The organism is Streptomyces thermolilacinus SPC6, assembly GCF_000478605.2.
GTDB classification, from domain to species: Bacteria; Actinomycetota; Actinomycetes; order Streptomycetales; family Streptomycetaceae; genus Streptomyces; species Streptomyces thermolilacinus.
Genome location: NZ_ASHX02000001.1, coordinates 5563493 through 5586160, shown reverse-complemented (window position 1 = coordinate 5586160; position 22668 = coordinate 5563493). Strand labels below are relative to the sequence as shown.

The window sequence follows — 22668 nt, the reverse complement described above, 5'->3', positions numbered from 1 at the left end:
CGCACGGAACACGCCTCTCTTTTTCTCCCGGCTTTACGGCGGGCGGTCCTCCGTGTGCCGGACGGCGCCGGACAGCGAGTCCGCGGGCCGGGGTACGGGACGAGCCGCCCCCGGCGCGCGGGCGCGGCGGGAACGGCTCGTCGGGGGAGGTCAGCTCCAGCTGGAGTGGAGCGGCTTGCCCTCGGCGTAACCGGCGGCGCTCTGCACGCCGACGACGGCCTTCTCGGCGAACTCCTCCAGCGAGGCGGCCCCCGCGTAGGTGCAGGAGGAACGGACACCGGCGATGATCGAGTCGATCAGGTCCTCGACGCCGGGGCGGGCCGGGTCGAGATACATCCGCGAGGTGGAGATGCCCTCCTCGAACAGCGCCTTGCGGGCCCGGTCGTACGCGGACTCCTCGCTGGTGCGGTTGCGCACGGCGCGGGCGGAGGCCATGCCGAACGACTCCTTGTACAGGCGGCCGTCGGCGTCCTGCTGGAGGTCGCCGGGGGACTCGTACGTCCCGGCGAACCAGGAGCCGATCATCACGTTGGACGCGCCCGCGGCGAGGGCCATGGCCACGTCGCGCGGGTGGCGGACGCCGCCGTCGGCCCAGACGTGCTTGCCGTACTTCTTCGCCTCGGCGGCGCACTCCAGGACGGCGGAGAACTGCGGGCGGCCCACACCGGTCATCATCCGCGTGGTGCACATGGCGCCGGGGCCGACGCCGACCTTGATGATGTCCGCGCCGGCCTCGATGAGGTCGCGGACACCCTCGGCGGCGACGATGTTGCCCGCGACGATCGGGACCTGCGGGTCGAGGCCGCGGACCACGCGGATCGCGTCGATCATCGACTCCTGGTGGCCGTGGGCCGTGTCGATGACGAGCGTGTCCACACCGGCGTCGAGGAGCTGCTTGGCCTTGCCCGCCACGTCGCCGTTGATGCCGACGGCGGCGGCGATCCGCAGTCGGCCGCGGTCGTCCACGGCGGGCGTGTACAGCGTGGCGCGCAGGGCGCCCTTGCGGGTGAGGATGCCCGCGAGCCGCCCTTCGCCGTCCACGGCGGGGGCGTAGCGGCGGTTGTGGTGGTCGAGGGTGTTGAACGCCTCGATGGGGTCGATGTCCGCGTCGAGGAGCAGCAGGTCCCGCGACATGACCTCGGACAGCTGCGTGAAGCGGTCCACGCCGGTCAGGTCGCGGTCCGTGACCACGCCGACGGGCTTGTGGTCGGCGTCCACGACGACACCTGCGTTGTGCGCCCGCTTGGAGAGCAGCGACAGCGCGTCCGCGACGGTCTGGGCCGGGTCGAGGACGATCGGCGTGTCGAGGACGTGGTGGCGGCTCTTGACCCAGGAGACGACGTCGGTGACGACGTCGATCGGGATGTCCTGGGGGATGACCACCAGGCCGCCGCGGCGGGCGACCGTCTCGGCCATGCGGCGGCCGGCGATGGCGGTCATGTTCGCCACGACCAGCGGGATGGTGGTCCCGGTGCCGTCGGGGGCGGTGAGGTCGACGCCCTGGCGGGAGCCCACGGCCGAGCGGCTAGGCACCATGAACACATCGTCGTACGTGAGGTCGTACGGCGGCTTCAGGTCATTGAGGAAACGCACGTGCTGAACATCCCAGTCGTTCGGAGTTGGCCCCCGGGCATCTCAGCCGGGGGAAAACGCACGTACTTCATTGTCCCATGCCGACGCGTGTTCGACCCCCGGGCGGAACCTCCAGGTCACAGCGGGTGACCTAGGAGGTTCCTCCAACGAGGGGTGCCGGGGGTGCTCAGTTGTCCGGGTCGAAGCGCTCCAGGGCGGGACGCGGGCCCGGCTGCGACTCGGTCAGCAGGTAGTCCGCGGCGGACGTGTCCGTGACCAGGCTGGTGACCAGACCGGAGCGGAGTACGGCTCCGATGGCGGCGGCCTTGCGGGAGCCGCCCGCGATGGCGACGACCTCCGGGATGCGGCGCAGCCGGTCGGCCTCCACCGTGATGCACCGCTCGCCGAGGTCGCGCCCGACGCGGCGGCCGTCGGAATCGAAGAGGTGGGCGGACATCTCGGCGGCGACACCGAGGGACGCGTAGTGGGCGCGCTCCTCGTCGCTGAGCATGTCGTGGACGGTGGAGATGCCCGGCTCCCACGAGCCGATGGACACCGCGGCGACGGTGACCTTGTCGAAGTACTCGAAGGCGCGGGCGATGCCGGTCTGGTTGCGCAGCGCGGCGGCGGTCGCCGGGTCGGGCAGCAGCATCGGCGCGTAGATGGGGTGGGCCTCGCCGCCGGAGACCTGGGCGGCGCGGCGCACGGCTTCGACCGAACCGCGCTCGGCGGTCCCCGCGTCGTACACGCCGGTCAGCTGGACGACCGTGCACGGGGGCAGCCGGTCGAGGGCGGCGGCCATGTGGATGGTGGACCGGCCCCACGCCAGGCCGAGGACGTCGCCCTCGGTCACCAGCTCGCCGAGCAGGTCGGCCGCGACCTCGCCCAGGTTCTCCGGGTCGGGCGACTCGTCCTCGCCCTCGGCGGGGGATTCGACGACGACGGCGTGGCGCAGACCGTAGCGGGCACGCAGGGCGTCGGAGCGCTCCGCGTCCAGCTCCGCCGGTACGCGGATCTCGATCCGTACGAGGTCCCTCTCCAGGGCCGTCTCCAGGACGCGGGCGACCTTGAAGCGGCTGACGCCGAACTCCTCGGCGATCTGGATCTTGGACTTGCCCTCGAGATAGAAGCGACGGGCCATGGCCGCCGCCTGCACCAGCTCCGCGGGTCCCATCCGCAGGGCTGGACGTCCCGCCGACATTGCAGACACCGCGTTCTCCTCACTGCTGTTCATGCTCCGGATCGCCATCCTTGCAGATCCGGCGACCCTCGATCAGTCCTGTTGGTTTGCGTTCATCTGCCGGTGACCCACCGGTGGCTCAGTGTCCGCACGCCCAGCCCGCGGCGGCGGTGGCGCGGTCGGCCCGCTCGCGCAGGGCCCGTACGGCCCCGGCCGGGTCGTCGGCGCCGTACACCGCGGAACCGGCGACGAACACGTCCGCTCCGGCCTCGGCGCAGCGCTCGATGGTGGCCTCGGAGACCCCGCCGTCGACCTGGAGCCACAGTTCGAGACCGTGCTTGGAGATCAGCTCACGGGTGCGGCGGATCTTCGGGAGCATGATGTCGAGGAAGGCCTGTCCGCCGAAGCCCGGCTCGACCGTCATGATCAGCAGCATGTCCAGCTCGGGCAGCAGGTCCTCGTACGGCTCGATGGGCGTGGCGGGCTTGAGCGCCATGGAGGCGCGTGCGCCCTTGGCCCGGATCTCCCGCGCCAGCCGTACGGGCGCGGCGGCGGCCTCCACGTGGAAGGTGACCGAACCGGCACCCGCCTCCACGTACTGCGGGGCCCAGCGGTCGGGGTCCTCGATCATGAGGTGGCAGTCCAGCGGGGTGTCGGTCGCCCGGCTGAGCGACTCGACGACGGGCACGCCCAGGGTGAGGTTGGGCACGAAGTGGTTGTCCATGACGTCCACGTGGAGCCAGTCGGCGCCCTCGACGGCCCGGGCCTCGTCGGCGAGGCGGGCGAAGTCGGCGGACAGGATGCTGGGGTTGATCTGGGCCATGTGCCAAGCCTGCCATGCCGCGCGGCCCTTCCTCGCCCCGATCCCCCGGCTGGGTCGCGCCGGGGCCGGAACAGTCCGCCCGAATCCCCGCAAACCCCTGGAGGCTCGATCCCGTCCATACGGTCGGTCGGCCGCCTCCGCGCCTGTCCGCCGGGTCAGGCGGTGCGGCGCAGCAGCGCCAGGTACATGGCGTCGGTGCCGTGCAGATGGGGCCAGAGCTGGACGTCCGGTCCCTCGCCGAGCGCGGGCACGCCGGGCATCAAGGGGCGCGCGTCGATCCACTCGGCGTGCACGTCCTGCGCTCCCCCGCGCCCCTTGAGCACGTCGTCCACGACGGCGCGGGTCTCGGCGAGGTGCGGCGAGCAGGTCGCGTACCCGACGACGCCGCCGACCCGTACGGCCTTCAGCGCCTCGGCGAGCAGGGCGCGCTGCAGCGGCGCGAAGCCGTCCAGGTCCTCGGGGCGGCGGCGCCAGCGCGCCTCGGGCCGGCGGCGCAGGGCGCCGAGACCGGAGCAGGGCACGTCGACGAGGACGCGGTCGAACGAGCCGGGGCGCCACGGCGGACGGGTGCCGTCGGCGGTGATCACCTCGTACGGGCCGGGGTTCCCGGCGAGGGCGCGCTGGACGAGGCGGGCGCGGTGGGGCTGCTTCTCGGCGGCGAGCAGGGCGGCGCCGCGCCGGGCCGCGAGGGCGCCGAGCAGGGCGGCCTTGCCGCCGGGGCCCGCGCAGCCGTCGAGCCAGCGGGTGTCGGGGCCGTCGAGGGGAACGTTCGCCAGGGCGATGGCGACGAGCTGGCTGCCCTCGTCCTGGACGCCCGCGCGGCCTTCCCGGACGGCGTCGAGCGCGCCCGGCTCGCCGCCCTCCGGGAGCCGCACGGCGTAGGGCGACCAGCGGCCGGGCTGCCCGGCGCCCTCGTCCAGGACGTCCAGCAGCTCGTCGGGGGTGGCGCGGCCGGGGCGGGCGACGAGGGTGACCTCGGGCCGCTCGTTGTCGGCCTCCAGGAGGTCCTCGATGCCCGCGCGGCCGCCGCCGAGGGCGTCCCACAGGGCGGAGACGATCCAGCGGGGGTGCGAGTGCACGACGGCGAGGTGGTCCTCGGGGTCCTCGTCGTAGGGCGGCGCGACCTTCTCCAGCCAGCCGTCCAGGTCGTGCTGGGCGACGCGGCGCAGGACGGCGTTGACGAACTTGGCCCGCCCGTCGCCGAGCACGACGCGCGCCAGCTCGACGCTGGCGGACACGGCGGCGTGGGTGGGGATGCGGGTGCCGAGCAGCTGGTGCGCGCCGAGCGCGAGCACGTCGAGTACCGGCGGGTCCACCTCGCGCAGCGGCCGGTCCACGCAGGCGGCGACGATCGCGTCGTACGTGCCCTGCCGGCGCAGCGTGCCGTACACGAGCTCCGTCGCGAGGGCGGCGTCCCGTGCGTCGAAGCCGTCCTTCTCGCGGGCCTTCTTCAGCAGCGGCGGCAGGACGAGGTTCGCGTACGCGTCCCGCTCGTCCACGGCGCGCAGCGCCTCGAAGGCCAGCATGCGCACCGGGTCCTTCTGGGGACGCCGGTACGGCTTGGAGGGACGGCGACGGCCTTGCTCGCTCAAAAGGTGCTCCGCTTCGCGATGGTTCCAACCCCCCAAGGGTAGTCCCCCGCCCCGAGGAGGCCGCCCCGCGCCGGACGGCCCCACCGGGCGTCGCGCGGGTGACCTCGGCGGGCCTCGCGCCTGGCCTCAGTGGGTGCCGGGCTCCACGCCGGTGTCGTGAGCGCCGCGTACCGGCCCGACGCGGACCTTCCCGACGCGGACCTTCCCGACCGCGCGTGGGCACCCGCGCCCGGCGGCCGAGCGGGAAGAAGCCCGCTCGTCAGGCGCCGAGGTGCTCGCCGGGGGCGATGCGGACGCCTCGGGCCCAGTCGGCCGCGCGCATGGGCTTCTTGCCCTGGGCCTGCACCCACACCAGCTCCACCGCGTGGGAGCCGGTACCGACGTAGACGTTGTTCTTCCCCGCCGACAGCTCGCCCGGCGCCAGGTCCGTACGGTCCGGCACCGGCACCGCCTGGACCAGCTTCAGGCGCTCGCCGCGGAACACGGTCCACGCGCCGGGCGAGGGCGTGCAACCGCGCACGACCCGGTCCACACGGAGCGCGGGCGCGCTGAAGTCCACGCGGGCGTCCTCGACGGTGATCTTCGGGGCGAGGGTGACGCCCTCGGCGGGCTGCGGCACCGCCTTGAGCGTGCCGTCCTCGATGCCGTCCATCGTGGCCGCCAGCAGCCCGGCGCCCGCGAAGGCGAGCCGGGTCAGCAGGTCGCCGCTCGTGTCGGTGGGCCGGATCGCCTCCGTGACGACGCCGTAGACGGGCCCCGAGTCGAGGCCCTCCTCGATCTGGAACGTGGACGCGCCGGTCATCTCGTCCCCGGCCATCAGCGCGTGCTGCACGGGCGCGGCGCCGCGCCACGCGGGCAGCAGCGAGAAGTGCAGGTTCACCCAGCCGTGGACCGGGATGTCCAGCGCGACCTTCGGCAGGAGCGCCCCGTACGCGACGACGGGGCAGCAGTCCGGCGCGATCTCGCGGAGCCGGGCGAGGAACTCCTCGTCGCGCGGCTTCGCGGGCTTCAGCACCTCGATGCCCGCCTCGGCGGCCCGCTCGGCGACGGGGCTCGCGACCAGGCGGCGCCCCCGCCCGGCCGGGGCGTCCGGCCGTGTGACGACGGCCGCCACCTCGTGCCGCCCGGAGGCGAGCAGGGCGTCCAGGGCGGGGACGGCGACCTCGGGGGTGCCTGCGAAGACGAGCTTCACTCCGTGTTACCTCGCTTGTTCGTCGGATGCGCAGGGTGCGCGCCGGACGCGCCGGAGTCGCGGCGGGCGAGTCCCTGCCGGTGCGGTCCAGGGGGCGGTCGGGCAGCGCACCAGTCTAGGGGCAGGCGTCCGAGGGGGCGTACGCGTATCCGCGCGCCTCGCGCATATGCGGATACGCCCCTGTCGCGTGACCCCGGCGCCGGGTGGCGCGTTGTCAAAGGAGATTGACCGAATCGGGCCGCCCTCGGATGCGGCCCGCCCCCTTTCAACGCCGGTTCGAGAGGCTTGTCAATGGCCGACCACGCAACCCATGACGCCCAAGCCCGGGCAAGCCTGCACCTGTTGGTGCGGGACATCGAGCGGGTCCGCCGGCAGGTGGACGCTCTGCGCACGCTCACCGCCCAGCTGGGCAACGTCTACCGCCCGCGTCGCTCCGGCCCCTCGACGGGCTTCGTCGTCTACGGCAGGGCCCCGGCGCCCACCGTCCGCCTCGCGCAGGAACTGCGGGACAGCGTCGAGACGCTGGTCACCGCCGCGGTGGACTTCGACCGTTCGCTGGGCTTCTCGTGGGACGCCGTCGGCTCGGCGCTGGGCGTCACGAAGCAGGCCGTGCACCGCCGGTACGGGGCGCGCCGCGCGGCGGCCCAGCAGTCGGCGGCGGAGCGCCCGACGGCGTCGGTCCCGGCGGCGCGTTCGATGCCGCCGCAGCCGACGGCGCAGGCGGTACGTGACCAGCCGCCCCACCGGGACGACCCCCGCCCGGCCCCCTTCCCCTCCCCCCGCAACGGCTGACCCGCCACCTGGCGGCCCGACTCGTTCCCGGACAAGGCCGGGGCCGGGTCGGCTCGGGTCCGGGCGTGACCGGGGCGCCCGGGCTTCGACCGGCTCGGGTGCGGCCGGGGCGGGTCCGGGCGCGGCCCTCGGCAACGCGGCACGGGCCGGGGCGGGTCCGGACCGCGCGCCCGGGCCCGGGGCCCGTTGTGGCGCCGGAACCGGCCGGGCGCCAGGGCGCGCGGCAGAGGCGGAAGCCCGTACGAGAGGGCGCCCCGCACCTCCCCCAGCGGCAGCGACGGCCCGGCCGGGGAGCGGGCCCCGCTCCTCCCCCAGGGCCGGCGACGGCCCGGCCGGGGGGCAGGTCCCCGCACCGGCCGCCCACCCCCGGGGCGCCACCCGCACCACGGAAACGCAGCACCCCCCCGCTCAGCCGATGTCGGGCGGGTCCATCCTGATCCGGACCGGGAGGGTGCCGCCCCGGGCGAGGCGGGCGGCCTGGGCCTTCTTGAGGGCGTCCGCCAGGGCCGCGCCCGTGCCGGGGGGCACCCGCACCAGCGCCCGCTCCCACAGTTCGCCGACGGGCGGATCACCCGGGCGGCGCGACCCGCCAGGGCTCGCCGGCCGGAGGGGTACGGGCCCCAGCACCTCGGCCTCCGGCGGCAGTTCGGCGGCCGCCAGGAACTCCGCGACGGCCTCCGGGCGGCCCGCCACCGCGGCCATCCGGGACACCGGCGGGAAACCCAGCTCCGCGCGCTCGGCCAGCTCCCGCTGGGCGTGGCCCACGGGGTCCCACCGGACCAGCGCCTGCACGGGCCGCAGCGTCGGCTCGGCGACCACCACGACCGTGCCGCCCTCGTCCTGGCCGCGCACCAGCGACGCGGCGTCGATCCAGCGGCGCAGCGCCTCCTCACCGGCCCGCAGGTCCGGCCGCGCCAGCAGGGCCCAGCCGTCCAGGAGCAGCGCGGCCGCGTACCCGCCCTCGGCGACCGGTTCGGCGCCCGGCGTGCTCACCACCAGCGCGGGGCGCCCGGGCACGGTGTCCAGCACGTGGTCGCGCCCCGAGGTGCGTACGGGTACGGCGGGGAAGGCACGCCCCAGCTCCTCGGCCGTGCGCCGGGCGCCCACCACCCGCGCGCGCAGCCTGGTGAAGCCGCACTCGGTGCAGCGCCAGTCCGGTTCGCCGCGCCCGCACCAGCCGCACCGCAACTCCCGCTGCTCCGGCGCCTCAAGGGGCCCGGCGCAGTGGCGGCAGCGGGCGGGCGTACGGCACCGCTCGCACGCCAGCCGGGGTACGTACCCGCGCCGGGGCACCTGCACCAGCACCGGCCCGGACTTCAGTCCTTCCCGTACGGCCTGCCACGCGAGGGACGGCAGGCGCGCGGCCCTGGCGGCCTCGTCGCGCGCCAACTCCCCGTCGCCGACGGTCCGTACGAGCGGCGCGGCGGCCCGTACCCGCTCGCGCGGGGCGGTCAGGGGCCTCGCCCAGCCGCTCTGGACGAGCTGGGCGGCCTCGACCGTGCAGCTCGTACCGCCCAGCAGGAAGCCGCACTTGTCGTGCGCGGCGCGCAGCAGGAGCACGTCGCGGGCGTGCGGCTGCGGGGCGTGCGGCTCGCTGTGGCTGCCGTCGCCGTCGTCCCAGATGGCGACGAGCCCCAGGTCCCGTACGGGCGCGAACATGGCGGCGCGGGTGCCGACGACGGCCCGGACGGAGCCTCGCCGCACGGCGAGCCACTGGCGGTACCGCTTCTCGGGCCCGGCCTCGGCGGTCAGCAGCGCGTGCCGCCCCTCCCCGAGGACGGCCGTCAGGGCGGCGTCCACGCGCGCGGCGGCCCGGCCGTCGGGGACGACGAGGAGGGCGCCGCGACCGGAGGCGAGCGTCGCGGCGGCGGCCCGGGCCAGCTCGTCGGCCCAGTGGGGGCCGGGCAGGGCGTTCCACACGGCGCGCGGGGCGCCACCGCGGGCGAGGGCGCCGAGGAACGCCTCCCCGTGCGCGTACCGGCTCCACGTGCCGGCGTCCGGGGCGGGCGGCGGCGGCAACGGCTCGGGCGACGGGCGGCCCTCGGCACGGGCGTTGCGGGGCGGTACGGCGAGCTGGAGGACGTCGGCGAGGCTGCCCGCGTACCGGTCGGCGACCGCCCGGGCGAGGCCCAGCAGCTCGGGCCCGAGGACCGGCTCGGGCGACACGACGTCGGCGAGCGCGGCGAGGGGACCCGTGTAGTCGGTGTCGGCGCGCCGCTCGACGAGGAACCCGTCGATGAGCCGCCCGCCCTCGCGCCGCCCGCCCTGCACCTGGTGCGCCCCGGCCCCGAACCGCACCCGCACCCGCACCCCGGGCCGCGCGGCGGCGTCGAGCTCCTCGGGGACGGCGTAGTCGAAGAACTGGTCGAGGTGGAGGACGCCCTTGTTCACGACGACGCGCGCGACGGGCAGCTCCTCGGCCAGCGCGGCCCCCCGCCACGTCCGCGGCTTGGCCCGCGGCGCCTTCGCCTTCCGCACGGACTCCCGGATGAGCGCGAGCTGCTCCGCCCCCTCACCCGACTTCCCACTCTCCCTGCTCACAGCCCCATCCCTACCAGACCCCACCGACACCGGCGCCCGGCCGCACGCGGGCGGCCGGGCGCCGGAAACGCCGGAGCCCGGCTCCGTACGGGACGGAGCCGGACTTCCGGTGTGTGCGCGGAGCGGGCCCGCTCCTACAGACCCGCCGCCTTGCGGAGGGCGTCCACGCGGTCGGTGCGCTCCCAGGTGAAGTCGGGGAGCTCGCGGCCGAAGTGGCCGTAGGCGGCCGTCTGGGAGTAGATCGGGCGCAGCAGGTCGAGGTCACGGATGATCGCGGCCGGGCGGAGGTCGAAGACCTCGGCGATGGCGTTCTCGATCTTCTCGGTCTCGACCTTGGCGGTGCCGAAGGTCTCGACGAAGAGGCCGACCGGCTCGGCCTTGCCGATGGCGTACGCGACCTGGACCTCGCAGCGGGAGGCGAGGCCCGCGGCGACGACGTTCTTGGCGACCCAGCGCATGGCGTAGGCGGCCGAGCGGTCCACCTTGGACGGGTCCTTGCCGGAGAAGGCGCCGCCGCCGTGGCGGGCCATGCCGCCGTACGTGTCGATGATGATCTTGCGACCGGTGAGGCCCGCGTCGCCCATGGGGCCGCCGATCTCGAAGCGGCCGGTGGGGTTGACCAGGAGGCGGTAGCCCTCGGTCTCCAGCTTGATGCCGTCCTCGAGGAGCTGCTTGAGGACGTGCTCCACGACGAACTCGCGGATGTCCGGGGCCAGCAGCGAGTCCAGGTCGATGTCGGAGGCGTGCTGCGAGGAGACGACCACCGTGTCGAGGCGGACGGCCTTGTCGCCGTCGTACTCGATGGTGACCTGCGTCTTGCCGTCGGGGCGCAGGTAGGGGATCGTGCCGTTCTTGCGGACCTCGGTCAGGCGCTTGGACAGCCGGTGCGCGAGGTGGATCGGGAGCGGCATCAGCTCGGGCGTCTCGTCGGAGGCGTAGCCGAACATCAGGCCCTGGTCACCGGCGCCCTGCTGGTCCAGCTCGTCCTCGTCGCCCTCGACGCGCTGCTCGTAGGCGGCGTCCACACCCTGGGCGATGTCCGGGGACTGCGCGCCGATGGAGACGGAGACGCCGCAGGACGCGCCGTCGAAGCCCTTCTTCGAGGAGTCGTAGCCGATCTCGAGGATCTTCTCGCGCACCAGCGTCGGGATGTCGGCGTACGCCTTGGTGGTCACCTCGCCGGCCACGTGCACCAGGCCGGTGGTGATCAGCGTCTCCACGGCGACGCGGGAGGTGGGGTCCTCCCGCAGCAGCGCGTCGAGAATCGTGTCGCTGATCTGGTCAGCGATCTTGTCGGGGTGACCTTCGGTCACGGACTCCGAGGTGAAGAGACGACGGGACACAACGCTCCCTGGGTTTGCAGCGGCTGCTGGCTGATCATTTGTGGACCGGCAGGGGGCTGCGCCCCGCGTCGTTCCGGGAACAGTTTATCGGGCAGTCTCGGACATGGGACCAGGCGTCTCGCACATCGGGAGCCTGATTGGCCACATCGGCCCCACCCGCGACGGCAAGATCACCTTTCCGTGCGGGGGGAGTTGCCCCACTTGGGCGGGTGGGCCGGGTGTGAGGGGAATCACGGGATTCGCCTCAGGGCAGGCGCGGCACCACCAGGTCCCACACGGTGTCGGCGAGGGCTTCCTTGGGGCCGTACGGGACGGGGGTCTCCGTGCCGTCGGAGCCGAGGACGACGGCCTCGTTCTCCTCGGAACCGAAGGTCTTGCGCTCCCCCACCTCGTTGACGACGAGCAGGTCACAGCCCTTGCGGCGGAGCTTCTCACGGCCGTTGGCGAGGACGTCGTCGGTCTCTGCGGCGAAGCCGACGACCACCTGGCCGGGGCGGGCCCGGTCGGCGGAGAGCTCGGCGAGGACGTCCGGGTTGCGGACCAGGGCGACGGGCGCGGGCTCCTCGCCCTCCCGCTTCTTGATCTTCCCTTCGGCGTACGCGGCGGGTCGGAAGTCGGCCACGGCCGCGGCCATGACCACCGCGTCGGCGTCGGCGGCGGCCTTCAGGACCGCCTCCCGCAGCTGCACGGCCGTGCCGACCTGGACGACGTCGACGCCGGCCGGGTCGGGCATGCCCGTGTTGGCCGCGACGAGGGTGACCCGGGCGCCGCGCGCGGCGGCGGTGCGGGCGAGGGCGTACCCCTGCTTACCGGAGGAGCGGTTGCCCAGGTACCGGACGGGGTCGAGGGGCTCGCGGGTGCCGCCCGCGCTGACGACGACATGGCGGCCGGTGAGGTCGGGCTCGGTGACACCGCGGGCGAGGACCCGGCGGCAGACCTCGAAGATCTCGGCCGGTTCGGGGAGGCGGCCCTTGCCGGTGTCCACGCCGGTGAGGCGGCCGACGGCGGGCTCGATGACGACGGCGCCGCGTCGGCGCAGGGTGGCGACGTTCTCCTGGGTGGCCGGGTGCTCCCACATCTCGGTGTGCATGGCGGGGGCGAAGACCACCGGGCAGCGCGCGGTGAGCAGGGTGTTGGTGAGGAGGTCGTCGGCGAGGCCGTGGGCGGCCTTGGCGAGCATGTCGGCGGTGCAGGGCGCGACGACGACGAGGTCGGCGGTCTGGCCGATGCGGACGTGCGGGACCTCGTGGACGTCCTCCCAGACCTGGTCGGAGACCGGGTTGCCGGAGAGCGCGGACCAGGTGGCGGCGCCGACGAAGTGGAGGGCGGACGCGGTCGGGACGACCCGTACGTCATGGCCCGACTCGGTCAGCCGGCGCAGCAGCTCGCACGCCTTGTAGGCGGCGATGCCGCCGCTGACTCCGAGGACGACCTTGGGCTTGGGCTCGGGCACTGCGCCTCCCGCTCTGAGGGTTGGTACGGCGTCCCGGCGTGCGGCCGCGCGGGCGCGGTGGCCGGGTTCGCGCGGCTGGTCGGGACACACCGCAGGCCCGGCGGACGACCGCCGGGCCTGGGGATGCTGTTGGGGTGCGCTTACTGCGCCGGGCCCTCGACGGCCTCGGAGGTCAGCAGGCCCGCGTTGATCTCCCGCAGGGCGATCGACAGCGGCTTCTCGTGGACGTGGGTGTCCACCAGCGGACCGACGTACTCGAGCAGGCCCTCACCGAGCTGCGAGTAGTACGCGTTGATCTGCCGCGCGCGCTTGGCCGCGTAGATCACGAGGCTGTACTTCGAGTCCGTGGCCTCGAGCAGCTCGTCGATCGGCGGGTTGATGATGCCCTCGGGCGCGGTGATGGAAGAGGACACGCTCTACCTTCCGAAAAAGTGGACAAAGAGAATCAGACAACGTCCATCAAGGCTAGCAGCTCACGCGCCACGTCCTCGACGGAGGTGTTGACCAGGGTGACGTCGAATTCGGACTCGGCGGCGAGCTCCACCTTGGCGGCTTCCAGCCGCCGCTCGATGACCTCGGCGGACTCGGTGCCGCGGCCGGTGAGGCGGCGGACCAGTTCGTCCCAGCTCGGCGGGGCCAGGAAGACCAGCTGGGCGTCGGGCATGGACTCACGGACCAGCCGGGCGCCCTGGAGGTCGATCTCCAGGAGGACGGGCTCGCCGGACTCCAGGCGCTCCTGGACGGCCCGGCGCGGCGTGCCGTAGCGGTTGCCCGCGAACTCCGCCCACTCCAGCAGCTCGCCGTTGGCGATGAGCTTGTCGAATTCGTCGTCCGTGACGAAGTAGTACTGCACGCCGTCCTGCTCGCCGGGGCGCGGCTTGCGGGTCGTGGCCGACACGGAGAGCCAGACCTCCGGGTGGACCTTGCGCATATGGGCGACGACCGTGCTCTTGCCGACCCCGGAGGGGCCGGAGAGCACGGTCAGCCGCGGACGTACGTCCGGGGGCTCGGGGGTCGTCCCCCGGGATGTTGCAGCCATGGGGCGATTATTCCAGCTTCCGGGAGTGCCCCGGACGCCGGTATCGGCCGTCAGGCCTTGGAGCCGCCGAACTCGCGCTCCAGGGACGCGATCTGGTTGGAGCCGAGCCCGCGGACGCGGCGGCTCTCGGAGATGCCAAGACGCTCCATGATCTGCTTGGCGCGGACCTTGCCCACGCCCGGCAGGGACTCCAGCAGGGCGGAGACCTTCATCTTGCCGATGACGTCGTTCTCCTGGCCTTGCTTGATGACCTCGTGGAGCGAGGCGCCGGAGTGCTTGAGTCGATTCTTGACCTCGGCCCGCTCCCGGCGAGCCGCGGCGGCCTTTTCGAGCGCGGCTGCGCGCTGTTCAGGGGTAAGGGGCGGAAGAGCCACGCCTACGTCACCTCGGATGTCGAACTGTCGGATACGGACCGGTGAGGAACCTAGTCGGCCCACACCAAGGGAGCAACGAGCAACGCAGGGCACGTCGGCTCTCGTCGGAGACTAGCGGCCAAGGCCGCCCCAGTCAGCGAGAACAGAGGAAAAGTCCTGGTCAGCATCGATCCTGCCAGACAAACAAGACATAACGCACTGGTTTGGGCGCCTAATCCGTCAACACCCGTCACGGGCCGTTCCGGGAAGGTCGCGCCCGGACGGTCACGGGCGCCCGCCGCCAGGACGGCCGCATGTGAGGCACGTCACACAAGAGACGTGGTGCGGCGCTGACGACGGCCGGACCTTCTCCCGTAGCGCTCAGGCGCTCGACGGCGGCCGGGCCTGTCCCCTACCGCAGGCCCTGGCCGCCACCAGGGCCTGGTCCGCGTACCGCTCAGGCGGCGACCGCGGCCCGGATCTCGTCCGCGTACCGCTCCGCCGCGTCCCGCAGGGCCGCCGCGTCCGGGCCGTGGCGCAGGACGCCGCGGCTGACGTTCGGGACGACGTTGCGCACGGCGGCGCCGAAGACGGCCGGGAGGTCGGCCGGGGTGGCGCCCTGCGCGCCGATGCCGGGCGCGAGGAGCGGGCCGTTGACGTCCAGGTCGAAGGAGGACAGGTCGCCGAGGGTGGCGCCGACCACCGCGCCGAAGGAGCCCATCGGGGTCTCCCCCGCGTTCTCCTCGGCCAGGTGCGCCAGCATGGTCGCCCCGATGGTCCGCCCGTCCTCGCGCACGGCCCGCTGGACCTCGGCGCCCTCCGGGTTGGAGGTGAGGGCGAGGACGAACAGTCCGGCGCCGTTCTCCCGCGCGAGGTCGACGGCCGGCTTCAGGGAGCCGTAGCCCAGGTACGGGGAGACGGTCAGCGCGTCGGAGAACAGCGGCGACCCGGCGCGCAGGAACGTCTCGGCGTACGCGGCCATGGTCGAGCCGATGTCGCCGCGCTTGGCGTCCATGACGACCAGGGCCCCGGCCTCGCGCAGGTCGGCGACGGCCCGCTCCAGCACCGCGACGCCGCGCGAGCCGAACCGCTCGAAGAAGGCGCTCTGCGGCTTGAAGACGGCGACCGTGCCCGCCAGGGCGTCCACGACGGTGCGGGTGAAGGTCTCCAGGCCGGTCACGTCGTCGGCGAGGCCCCAGGCGGACAGCAGGGAGGCGTGCGGGTCGATGCCGACGCAGAGGGGGCCGCGGGTGTCCATGGCCGCGCGGAGGCGGGCGCCGAAGGGGGTCATGCGGTGGCCTTTCGGGTGTCGGCGCCGACGGCCTCGGCGAGGGTGGCGTACGGGGAGGCCTTCAGCCGGGCGGCCAGCCCCTTGTGCACGGCGCGGGCGTAGAAGGGACCCTCGTAGATGAAGGCGCTGTAGCCCTGCACGAGGGTGGCGCCCGCGAGGATGCGCTGCCAGGCGTCCTCGGCGTTCTCGATGCCGCCGACGCCCACGAGGACGAGGCGGTCGCCCACGCGCGCGTAGAGGCGGCGCAGGACCTCCAGGGAGCGCTCCTTGAGCGGGGCGCCGGACAGGCCGCCGGTCTCGGCGACGAGCTTCGGGTCGGCGGTGAGGCCCAGGCCCTCGCGGGCGATGGTCGTGTTGGTGGCGATGATCCCGTCGAGGGCCAGCTCCACGGCGAGGTCGGCGACGGCGTCCACGTCCTCGTCGGCCAGGTCGGGGGCGATCTTCACCAGCAGCGGGACGCGGCGGTCGGTGACCGTCCGGTCGGCGGCCTCGCGCACGGCGGTGAGCAGCGGGCGCAGCGCCTCGGTGGCCTGGAGGTTGCGCAGGCCGGGCGTGTTGGGCGAGGAGACGTTGACGACGAGGTAGTCGGCGTGGCGGGCGAGGCGCTCGGTGGACTTCACGTAGTCGGCGACGGCTTCGGCCTCGGGGACGACCTTGGTCTTGCCGATGTTGACGCCGACGACCGTCCTGAAGACCGGCACGCGCTCGTTCAGGCGCCTCGCGACGGCGGCGGAGCCCTCGTTGTTGAAGCCCATGCGGTTGATCAGGGCGCGGTCCGGTACGAGGCGGAAGAGGCGCTTCTTCGGGTTGCCGGGCTGGGGCTCGCCGGTGACGGTGCCGATCTCGACGTGGTCGAAGCCGAGCATCGCCATGCCGTCGATCGCGACGGCGTTCTTGTCGAAGCCCGCGGCGAGACCGAAGGGGCCGTGCATGCGCAGTCCGAGGGCCTCAGTGCGCAGCTCCTTGTGACGGGGGGCGAGCAGCGCGGCGACGAAGGTCCGCAGGACGGGGACGGCGGCGGTGAGGCGGATCCAGCGGACGGCCATGTGGTGGGCGCGCTCGGGGTCCATCCGCTTGAAGACGAGGTGGAAGAAGAGTTCGTACATTCCGGTGGCTGTGTCCTCATGAGGAGGGGGACACCGCGGTGGCGGTGTCCCCCTTCGTGGGCTGCTAGTCGCGGGCCGCGATCAGGTGTTCGGCGTGTTCCTGGAGGGAGCGGACGCCGACCCCGCCGTGGTTGAGGGCGTCGATGCCCTGGACGGCCGCGGCGAGCGCCTGGACCGTCGTGAGGCAGGGAACGCCGCGCGCCACGGCGGCGGTGCGGATCTCGTAGCCGTCGAGGCGGCCGCCGGTGCCGTACGGGGTGTTGACGATGAGGTCCACCTCGCCCGCGTGGATCAGCTGGACGATGGTCTTCTCGCCGCCGGGGCCCTCGCCCTCGGACTGCTTGCGGACGACGGTGGCGTTGATGCCGTTGCGCTTGAGGACCTCGGCGGTGCCGGAGGTGGCGAGCAGCTCGAAGCCGTGGGCGACCAGCTCGCGCGCCGGGAAGATCATCGAGCGCTTGTCGCGGTTGGCGACGGAGATGAACGCGCGGCCCTTGGTGGGCAGCGGTCCGTACGCGCCGGCCTGCGACTTGGCGTACGCCGTGCCGAAGACCGAGTCGATACCCATGACCTCGCCGGTGGAGCGCATCTCGGGGCCGAGGACGGTGTCCACGCCGCGGCCGTGGATGTCGCGGAACCGCGACCACGGCATGACGGCCTCCTTGACGGAGATCGGCGCGTCGAGGGGCAGCTCGCCGCCGTCGCCCCGGGCCGGGAGGAGGCCCTCGGCGCGCAGCTCGGCGATGGTGGCGCCGAGCGAGATGCGGGCGGCGGCCTTGGCCAGCGGCACGGCGGTCGCCTTGGAGGTGAAGGGGACCGTGCGGGAGGCGCGCGGGTTGGCCTCCAGGACGTAGAGGATGTCCCCGGCCATGGCGAACTGGATGTTGATCAGGCCGCGTACGCCGACACCGCGCGCGATGGCCTCGGTGGAGGCGCGAAGGCGCTTGATGTCGAAGCCGCCGAGGGTGATCGGGGGCAGGGCGCACGCCGAGTCGCCGGAGTGGATGCCGGCCTCCTCGATGTGCTCCATGACGCCGCCGAGGTACAGCTCCTCGCCGTCGTAGAGGGCGTCGACGTCGATCTCGATGGCGTCGTCGAGGAAGCGGTCGACCAGGACCGGCCGGGTGGGGCTGATCTCGGTGGACTCGGCGATGTACGACTCCAGCCGGGTCTCGTCGTAGACGATCTCCATGCCGCGGCCGCCGAGCACGTACGACGGGCGTACGAGGACGGGGTAGCCGATCTCGTCGGCGATGGCCTTGGCCTCGGCGAACGTGGTCGCGGTGCCGTGCTTGGGCGCCGGGAGACCGGCCTCCTTCAGGACGCGGCCGAAGGCACCGCGGTCCTCGGCGGCGTGGATGGCCTCGGGCGAGGTGCCGACGACGGGCACGCCGTTGTCCTTGAGGGCCTGGGCGAGGCCGAGCGGCGTCTGTCCGCCGAGCTGGACGATGACGCCCGCGATGGGGCCCGCCTGCTGCTCGGCGTGGACGATCTCCAGCACGTCTTCCAGCGTGAGCGGCTCGAAGTACAGGCGGTCGGAGGTGTCGTAGTCGGTGGAGACGGTCTCCGGGTTGCAGTTGACCATCACGGTCTCGTACCCGGCCTCGCTCAGCGCGAAGGAGGCGTGGACGCAGGAGTAGTCGAACTCGATGCCCTGGCCGATGCGGTTGGGCCCGGAGCCGAGGATGATCACGGCGGGCTTGTCGCGGCGGGCGACCTCGGTCTCCTCGTCGTACGAGGAGTAGAAGTACGGGGTCTTCGCGGCGAACTCGGCGGCGCAGGTGTCCACCGTCTTGTAGACGGGGCGGACGCCCAGCGCGTGCCGCACCTCCCGGACGACGTCCTCGCGCAGGCCGCGGATCTCCGCGATCTGCTGGTCGGAGAAGCCGTGGCGCTTGGCCTCGGCGAGCAGCTCGGGGTCGAGCTTCTCGGCGGCGGCCAGGTCGTCGGCGATCTCCTTGATGAGGAACATCTGGTCCACGAACCACGGGTCGATCTTCGTGGCGTCGAAGACCTCCTCGCGGGTGGCGCCGGCGCGGATCGCCCGCATGACGGTGTTGATGCGGCCGTCGGTGGGGCGGACGGCCTCGCGCAGCAGCTCGTCCTTGTCGCCGGGGTCGCCGGTGAAGGCGAACTGGCTGCCCTTCTTCTCCAGGGAGCGCAGGGCCTTCTGGAGCGCCTCGGTGAAGTTGCGGCCGATGGCCATGGCCTCGCCGACCGACTTCATGGTGGTGGTGAGGGTGGAGTCGGCGGAGGGGAACTTCTCGAAGGCGAAGCGGGGCGCCTTGACGACGACGTAGTCGAGCGTGGGCTCGAAGGAGGCCGGGGTCTCCTGGGTGATGTCGTTGGGGATCTCGTCCAGGGTGTAGCCGACGGCGAGCTTGGCGGCGATCTTGGCGATGGGGAAGCCGGTCGCCTTGGACGCCAGGGCGGAGGAGCGGGAGACGCGCGGGTTCATCTCGATGACGATGATCCGGCCGTCGTCCGGGTTGACCGCGAACTGGATGTTGCAGCCGCCGGTGTCCACGCCGACCTCGCGGATGATCGCGATACCGACGTCGCGGAGGATCTGGTACTCGCGGTCGGTGAGGGTCATCGCCGGGGCGACGGTGATCGAGTCGCCGGTGTGGACGCCCATCGGGTCGAAGTTCTCGATGGAGCAGACGACCACGACGTTGTCGTTCTTGTCGCGCATCAGCTCCAGCTCATACTCCTTCCAGCCGAGGATGGACTCCTCCAGGAGCACCTCGGTGGTCGGGGAGAGCGTGAGGCCCTGGCCGGCGATGCGGCGCAGCTCCTCCTCGTCGTGGGCGAAGCCGGAGCCGGCGCCGCCCATGGTGAAGGAGGGGCGGACGACGACGGGGTAGCCGCCGAGCGTCTCGACGCCCTTGAGGACGTCGTCCATGGAGTGGCAGATGACCGAGCGGGCGGACTCGCCGTGGCCGATCTTGGCGTTGACGGCCTCGACGACGCCCTTGAAGAGGTCGCGGTCCTCGCCCTTGTGGATGGCCTCGACATTGGCGCCGATCAGCTCGACGCCGTACTTCTCCAGGACGCCCTGCTCGTGCATGGAGATCGCGGTGTTGAGCGCGGTCTGGCCGCCGAGGGTGGGCAGGAGGGCGTCGGGGCGCTCCTTCGCGATGATCTTCTCGACGAACTCGGGGGTGATCGGCTCGACGTACGTGGCGTCGGCGATCTCCGGGTCGGTCATGATCGTCGCCGGGTTGGAGTTGACCAGGATGACCCGCAGGCCCTCGGCCTTGAGGACACGGCACGCCTGGGTGCCGGAGTAGTCGAACTCGGCGGCCTGGCCGATGACGATCGGGCCGGAGCCGATGACCAGGACGGACTGGATATCGGTGCGCTTAGGCACGCTCGGCCTCCATCTGGGCGGTGCTCATCAGAGCGGTGAAGCGGTCGAACAGGTATGCGGCGTCGTGGGGGCCGGCGGCCGCCTCCGGGTGGTACTGGACGCTGAAGGCCGGCTGGTCGAGCAGCTGGAGGCCCTCCACCACGTTGTCGTTGAGGCAGACGTGGGTGACCTCGGCGCGGCCGAAGGGGGTGTCGGACACGGTGTCGAGCGGCGCGTCGACGGCGAAGCCGTGGTTGTGCGCGGTGACCTCGACCTTGCCGGTCGTGCGGTCCTGCACGGGCTGGTTGATGCCGCGGTGGCCGTACTTCAGCTTGTAGGTGCCGAAGCCGAGGGCGCGGCCGAGGATCTGGTTGCCGAAGCAGATGCCGAACAGGGGCGTCCTGCGCTCCAGGACGGCGCGCATGACGGCGACGGCGTGGTCGGCGGTGGCCGGGTCGCCGGGGCCGTTGGAGAAGAACACGCCGTCGGGGTTGACGGCGTACACGTCGTCGGCGGTGGCGGTGGCGGGCAGGACGTGCACCTCGATGCCGCGCTCGGCCATCCGCTGCGGGGTCATGCCCTTGATGCCGAGGTCCACGGCGGCGACGGTGAACTTCTTCTCGCCGATCGCGGGGACGACGTACGGCTCCTTGGTGGAGACCTGGGCGGAGAGGTCGGCGCCCTTCATCTCGGGCTGCGCCTTGACCTTGGCGAGCATGTCGGCGTCGCTCGTGACGGCGTCGCCGGAGAAGATGCCGACGCGCATGGCGCCGCGCTCGCGCAGGTGGCGGGTGAGGGCGCGGGTGTCGACGCCGCTGATGCCGACGACGCCCTGGCGCTCCAGCTCCTCGTCGAGGGAGCGGGTGGCGCGCCAGTTGGAGGGGGTGCGGGCGGGGTCGCGGACGACGTACCCGGAGACCCAGATGCGGGCGGACTCGGGGTCCTCGTCGTTGACGCCGGTGTTGCCTACGTGCGGGGCCGTCATGACGACGACCTGGCGGTGGTACGAGGGGTCGGTCAGGGTCTCCTGGTAGCCGGTCATGCCGGTGGAGAAGACGGCCTCGCCGAACGTCTCCCCCACGGCCCCGTAGGCGCGGCCGCGGAAGCTGCGGCCGTCCTCCAGGACGAGTACGGCGGGAACCCTGGTTCCCCGGGTGGAGGTCGTCATCGTGCGGCGCCTTCCGTCGTGGTGTTCTCGGTGCTGGTGGGAGTGGTGCTGAGCGCGGTGAGGGCGGTGACCCAGGCGGGGTGCTCGGCCGCGCGGTCGGAGCGGAAGCCCGAGTCGATGAGCTGGTCGCCGTGCGCCCAGGTGACGACGAGCAGGCCGCCCTCGGTGAGGACCTTGCCGGCGATGCCCTTGTCGAGGCGGGCGCCGCGCAGCCGGTCGGCCGGGATGAAGAAGTCCGTGGCCCCGGGACGTACGACCGCGAGGCCGGCGTCGGTGAGGGTGAGCTCGGCGCGGCTGCGGGTGCCGAGGCCGTGGGCCACGATCCGCTCGAGCCACTGTCCGGCGGTGGTGGAGCCGTGGTACTGCCCGCTCATGGTGAGGGTGGCCTCGGCCGGGGTGTCCGGCGCGGTGGGCAGCTCGGGCAGGGTGGACGACTGGACGCTGCCGCGCCACTTCCAGCCCTGGCGCATCAGCCAGTAGGCGAGGGCGATGAAGAGGAGCAGTACGCCGACCCAGCCGAGCCGGGCGGTCCAGTCGGTCACCTCGGCCGAGCGGGGTTCGGCGGCGAGGGGGATCAGAGATGTCACGCGAGCTTCCCGTCCATGAGCGTTGCCCTGCCCCGCAGGAAGGTGTGGGTGACGCGTCCCGGCAGCTCGCGGCCCTCGTAGGGGGTGTTGCGGCTGCGGGAGGCGAAGCCCGCGGGGTCCACGGTTCCACGGTATGCCGGATCGACCAGCGTGAGGTTGGCGGGCTCGCCAGCCGAGACGGGCCGCCCGTGGCCGGTGGCGGAGCCGATCCGGGCTGGCGCGAAGGACATGCGGTCGGCGACGGCGGCCCAGTCGAGCAGGCCCGTGTCCACCATCGTGTGCTGGACGACGGAGAGGGCGGTCTCCAGGCCGACCATCCCCATGGCGGCGGCGGCCCACTCGCAGTCCTTGTCCTCGTGCGGGTGGGGCGCGTGGTCGGTGGCGACGATGTCGATGGTGCCGTCGGCGAGGGCCTCGCGCAGGGCCATCACGTCGCGCTCGGTGCGCAGCGGCGGGTTGACCTTGTAGACCGGGTTGTACGTGCGGACCATCTCGTCGGTGAGGAGGAGGTGGTGGGGGGTGACCTCGGCGGTGACGTCGATGCCGCGGGACTTGGCCCAGCGGACGATCTCGACGGACCCGGCGGTGGAGAGGTGGCAGATGTGGACGCGGGAGCCGACGTGCTCGGCGAGGAGGACGTCGCGGGCGATGATCGACTCCTCGGCGACGGCGGGCCAGCCGCCGAGGCCGAGCTCGGCGGAGACGACGCCCTCGTTCATCTGGGCGCCCTCGGTGAGGCGGGGCTCCTGGGCGTGCTGGGCGACGACCCCGCCGAAGGCCTTCACGTACTCCAGGGCGCGGCGCATGATCACCGCGTCGTCCACGCACTTGCCGTCGTCGGAGAAGACGGTCACCCCGGCGGCGGACTCGTGCATGGCACCCAGCTCGGCGAGCTTCCGGCCCTCCAGGCCGACGGTGACGGCGCCGATGGGCTGCACGTCGCAGTAGCCGTGCTCGCGGCCGAGGCGCCAGACCTGCTCGACGACGCCGGCGGTGTCGGCGACGGGGAAGGTGTTGGCCATGGCGAAGACGGCCGTGTAGCCGCCGCTCGCGGCGGCGCGGGTGCCGGTGAGGACGGTCTCGGAGTCCTCGCGGCCCGGCTCGCGCAGATGGGTGTGGAGGTCCACGAGGCCCGGCAGCAGGATCTGCCCGTCGGCCTCGACGACGGTGGCGCCCTCGGCGCTCAGACCGGTGCCGACCTCGGCGATCGTCTCGCCGTCGACGAGGACGTCCTGGACCTCGCCGCCGAGGACCTTCGCACCACGGATCAGGGTCTTGCTCATG

Annotated in this window: 18 protein-coding genes; 1 reads left to right on the top strand and 17 read right to left on the bottom strand. The window is 73.2% G+C overall.

Annotated features, from left to right (window positions below):
* Positions 1-150: 150 nt before the first annotated feature.
* From J116_RS24295 to fmt, 5 genes are all read right to left on the bottom strand, one after another.
* Positions 151-1593, bottom strand: a complete 1443-nt coding sequence (locus J116_RS24295) for a GuaB1 family IMP dehydrogenase-related protein (protein WP_023589674.1) — start codon at positions 1591-1593, stop codon at positions 151-153.
* Positions 1594-1759: 166 nt separating this feature from the next.
* Complete coding sequence (locus J116_RS24290) at positions 1760-2806, bottom strand: sugar-binding transcriptional regulator (protein ID WP_079147940.1); 1047 nt, start codon at positions 2804-2806, stop codon at positions 1760-1762.
* 85 nt (positions 2807-2891) lie between these two features.
* Positions 2892-3575 (bottom strand): ribulose-phosphate 3-epimerase, encoded by a 684-nt coding sequence (rpe, locus tag J116_RS24285; protein WP_023589672.1) that lies wholly within the window; start codon positions 3573-3575, stop codon positions 2892-2894.
* Between the two features lie 155 nt (positions 3576-3730).
* Positions 3731-5167: an RsmB/NOP family class I SAM-dependent RNA methyltransferase gene (locus J116_RS24280; RefSeq protein WP_023589671.1), complete on the bottom strand. Its 1437-nt coding sequence runs from the start codon at positions 5165-5167 to the stop codon at positions 3731-3733.
* A gap of 259 nt (positions 5168-5426) precedes the next feature.
* Entirely contained in the window at positions 5427-6359 is a 933-nt protein-coding gene (gene fmt, locus J116_RS24275; protein WP_023589670.1) for a methionyl-tRNA formyltransferase, read from the bottom strand.
* A 291-nt stretch (positions 6360-6650) separates the two neighbouring features.
* Between fmt and J116_RS24270 the strand changes: the two genes are divergently transcribed.
* Positions 6651-7151 carry a hypothetical protein gene (locus J116_RS24270; protein ID WP_023589669.1) on the top strand — a complete coding sequence of 167 codons (501 nt, stop codon included), beginning with the start codon at positions 6651-6653 and terminating at the stop codon, positions 7149-7151.
* Between the two features lie 408 nt (positions 7152-7559).
* Here J116_RS24270 and J116_RS24265 read toward each other — a convergent pair whose 3' ends face one another.
* The 12 genes from J116_RS24265 to J116_RS24210 form a co-directional block, all read right to left on the bottom strand.
* A complete protein-coding gene (locus tag J116_RS24265; RefSeq protein WP_023589668.1) occupies positions 7560-9692 on the bottom strand; it encodes a primosomal protein N' in 2133 nt (710 codons plus the stop codon).
* 134 nt (positions 9693-9826) lie between these two features.
* The gene (gene metK / locus J116_RS24260; RefSeq protein ID WP_023589667.1) at positions 9827-11035 is read right to left on the bottom strand and encodes a methionine adenosyltransferase; all 1209 of its coding nucleotides are present in this window, start codon (positions 11033-11035) and stop codon (positions 9827-9829) included.
* A 244-nt stretch (positions 11036-11279) separates the two neighbouring features.
* Positions 11280-12488: a bifunctional phosphopantothenoylcysteine decarboxylase/phosphopantothenate--cysteine ligase CoaBC gene (gene coaBC, locus J116_RS24255; protein ID WP_023589666.1), complete on the bottom strand. Its 1209-nt coding sequence runs from the start codon at positions 12486-12488 to the stop codon at positions 11280-11282.
* 140 nt (positions 12489-12628) lie between these two features.
* Entirely contained in the window at positions 12629-12901 is a 273-nt protein-coding gene (gene rpoZ, locus J116_RS24250) for a DNA-directed RNA polymerase subunit omega (RefSeq protein WP_003982715.1), read from the bottom strand.
* A 32-nt stretch (positions 12902-12933) separates the two neighbouring features.
* On the bottom strand, positions 12934-13527 hold the full coding sequence (gene gmk / locus J116_RS30485; RefSeq protein ID WP_023589665.1) for a guanylate kinase: 594 nt from the start codon (positions 13525-13527) through the stop codon (positions 12934-12936).
* A gap of 50 nt (positions 13528-13577) precedes the next feature.
* Positions 13578-13901 (bottom strand): integration host factor, encoded by a 324-nt coding sequence (locus J116_RS30480; protein ID WP_010470436.1) that lies wholly within the window; start codon positions 13899-13901, stop codon positions 13578-13580.
* A 436-nt stretch (positions 13902-14337) separates the two neighbouring features.
* Positions 14338-15171, bottom strand: a complete 834-nt coding sequence (gene pyrF / locus J116_RS24235) for an orotidine-5'-phosphate decarboxylase (RefSeq protein WP_023589663.1) — start codon at positions 15169-15171, stop codon at positions 14338-14340.
* Positions 15168-16277 carry a quinone-dependent dihydroorotate dehydrogenase gene (locus J116_RS24230; protein WP_023589662.1) on the bottom strand — a complete coding sequence of 370 codons (1110 nt, stop codon included), beginning with the start codon at positions 16275-16277 and terminating at the stop codon, positions 15168-15170. The genes pyrF and J116_RS24230 overlap by 4 nt, the downstream gene beginning before the upstream one ends.
* A gap of 64 nt (positions 16278-16341) precedes the next feature.
* Positions 16342-19650, bottom strand: coding sequence for a carbamoyl-phosphate synthase large subunit (gene carB / locus J116_RS24225; RefSeq protein ID WP_023589661.1), 3309 nt, complete (start codon positions 19648-19650; stop codon positions 16342-16344).
* Positions 19643-20797, bottom strand: coding sequence for a glutamine-hydrolyzing carbamoyl-phosphate synthase small subunit (gene carA, locus J116_RS24220; RefSeq protein WP_023589660.1), 1155 nt, complete (start codon positions 20795-20797; stop codon positions 19643-19645). The genes carB and carA overlap by 8 nt, the downstream gene beginning before the upstream one ends.
* Complete coding sequence (locus J116_RS24215; RefSeq protein ID WP_023589659.1) at positions 20794-21384, bottom strand: PH-like domain-containing protein; 591 nt, start codon at positions 21382-21384, stop codon at positions 20794-20796. The genes carA and J116_RS24215 overlap by 4 nt, the downstream gene beginning before the upstream one ends.
* Positions 21381-22667 carry a dihydroorotase gene (locus J116_RS24210; protein ID WP_023589658.1) on the bottom strand — a complete coding sequence of 429 codons (1287 nt, stop codon included), beginning with the start codon at positions 22665-22667 and terminating at the stop codon, positions 21381-21383. The genes J116_RS24215 and J116_RS24210 overlap by 4 nt, the downstream gene beginning before the upstream one ends.
* Position 22668: the final 1 nt, after the last annotated feature.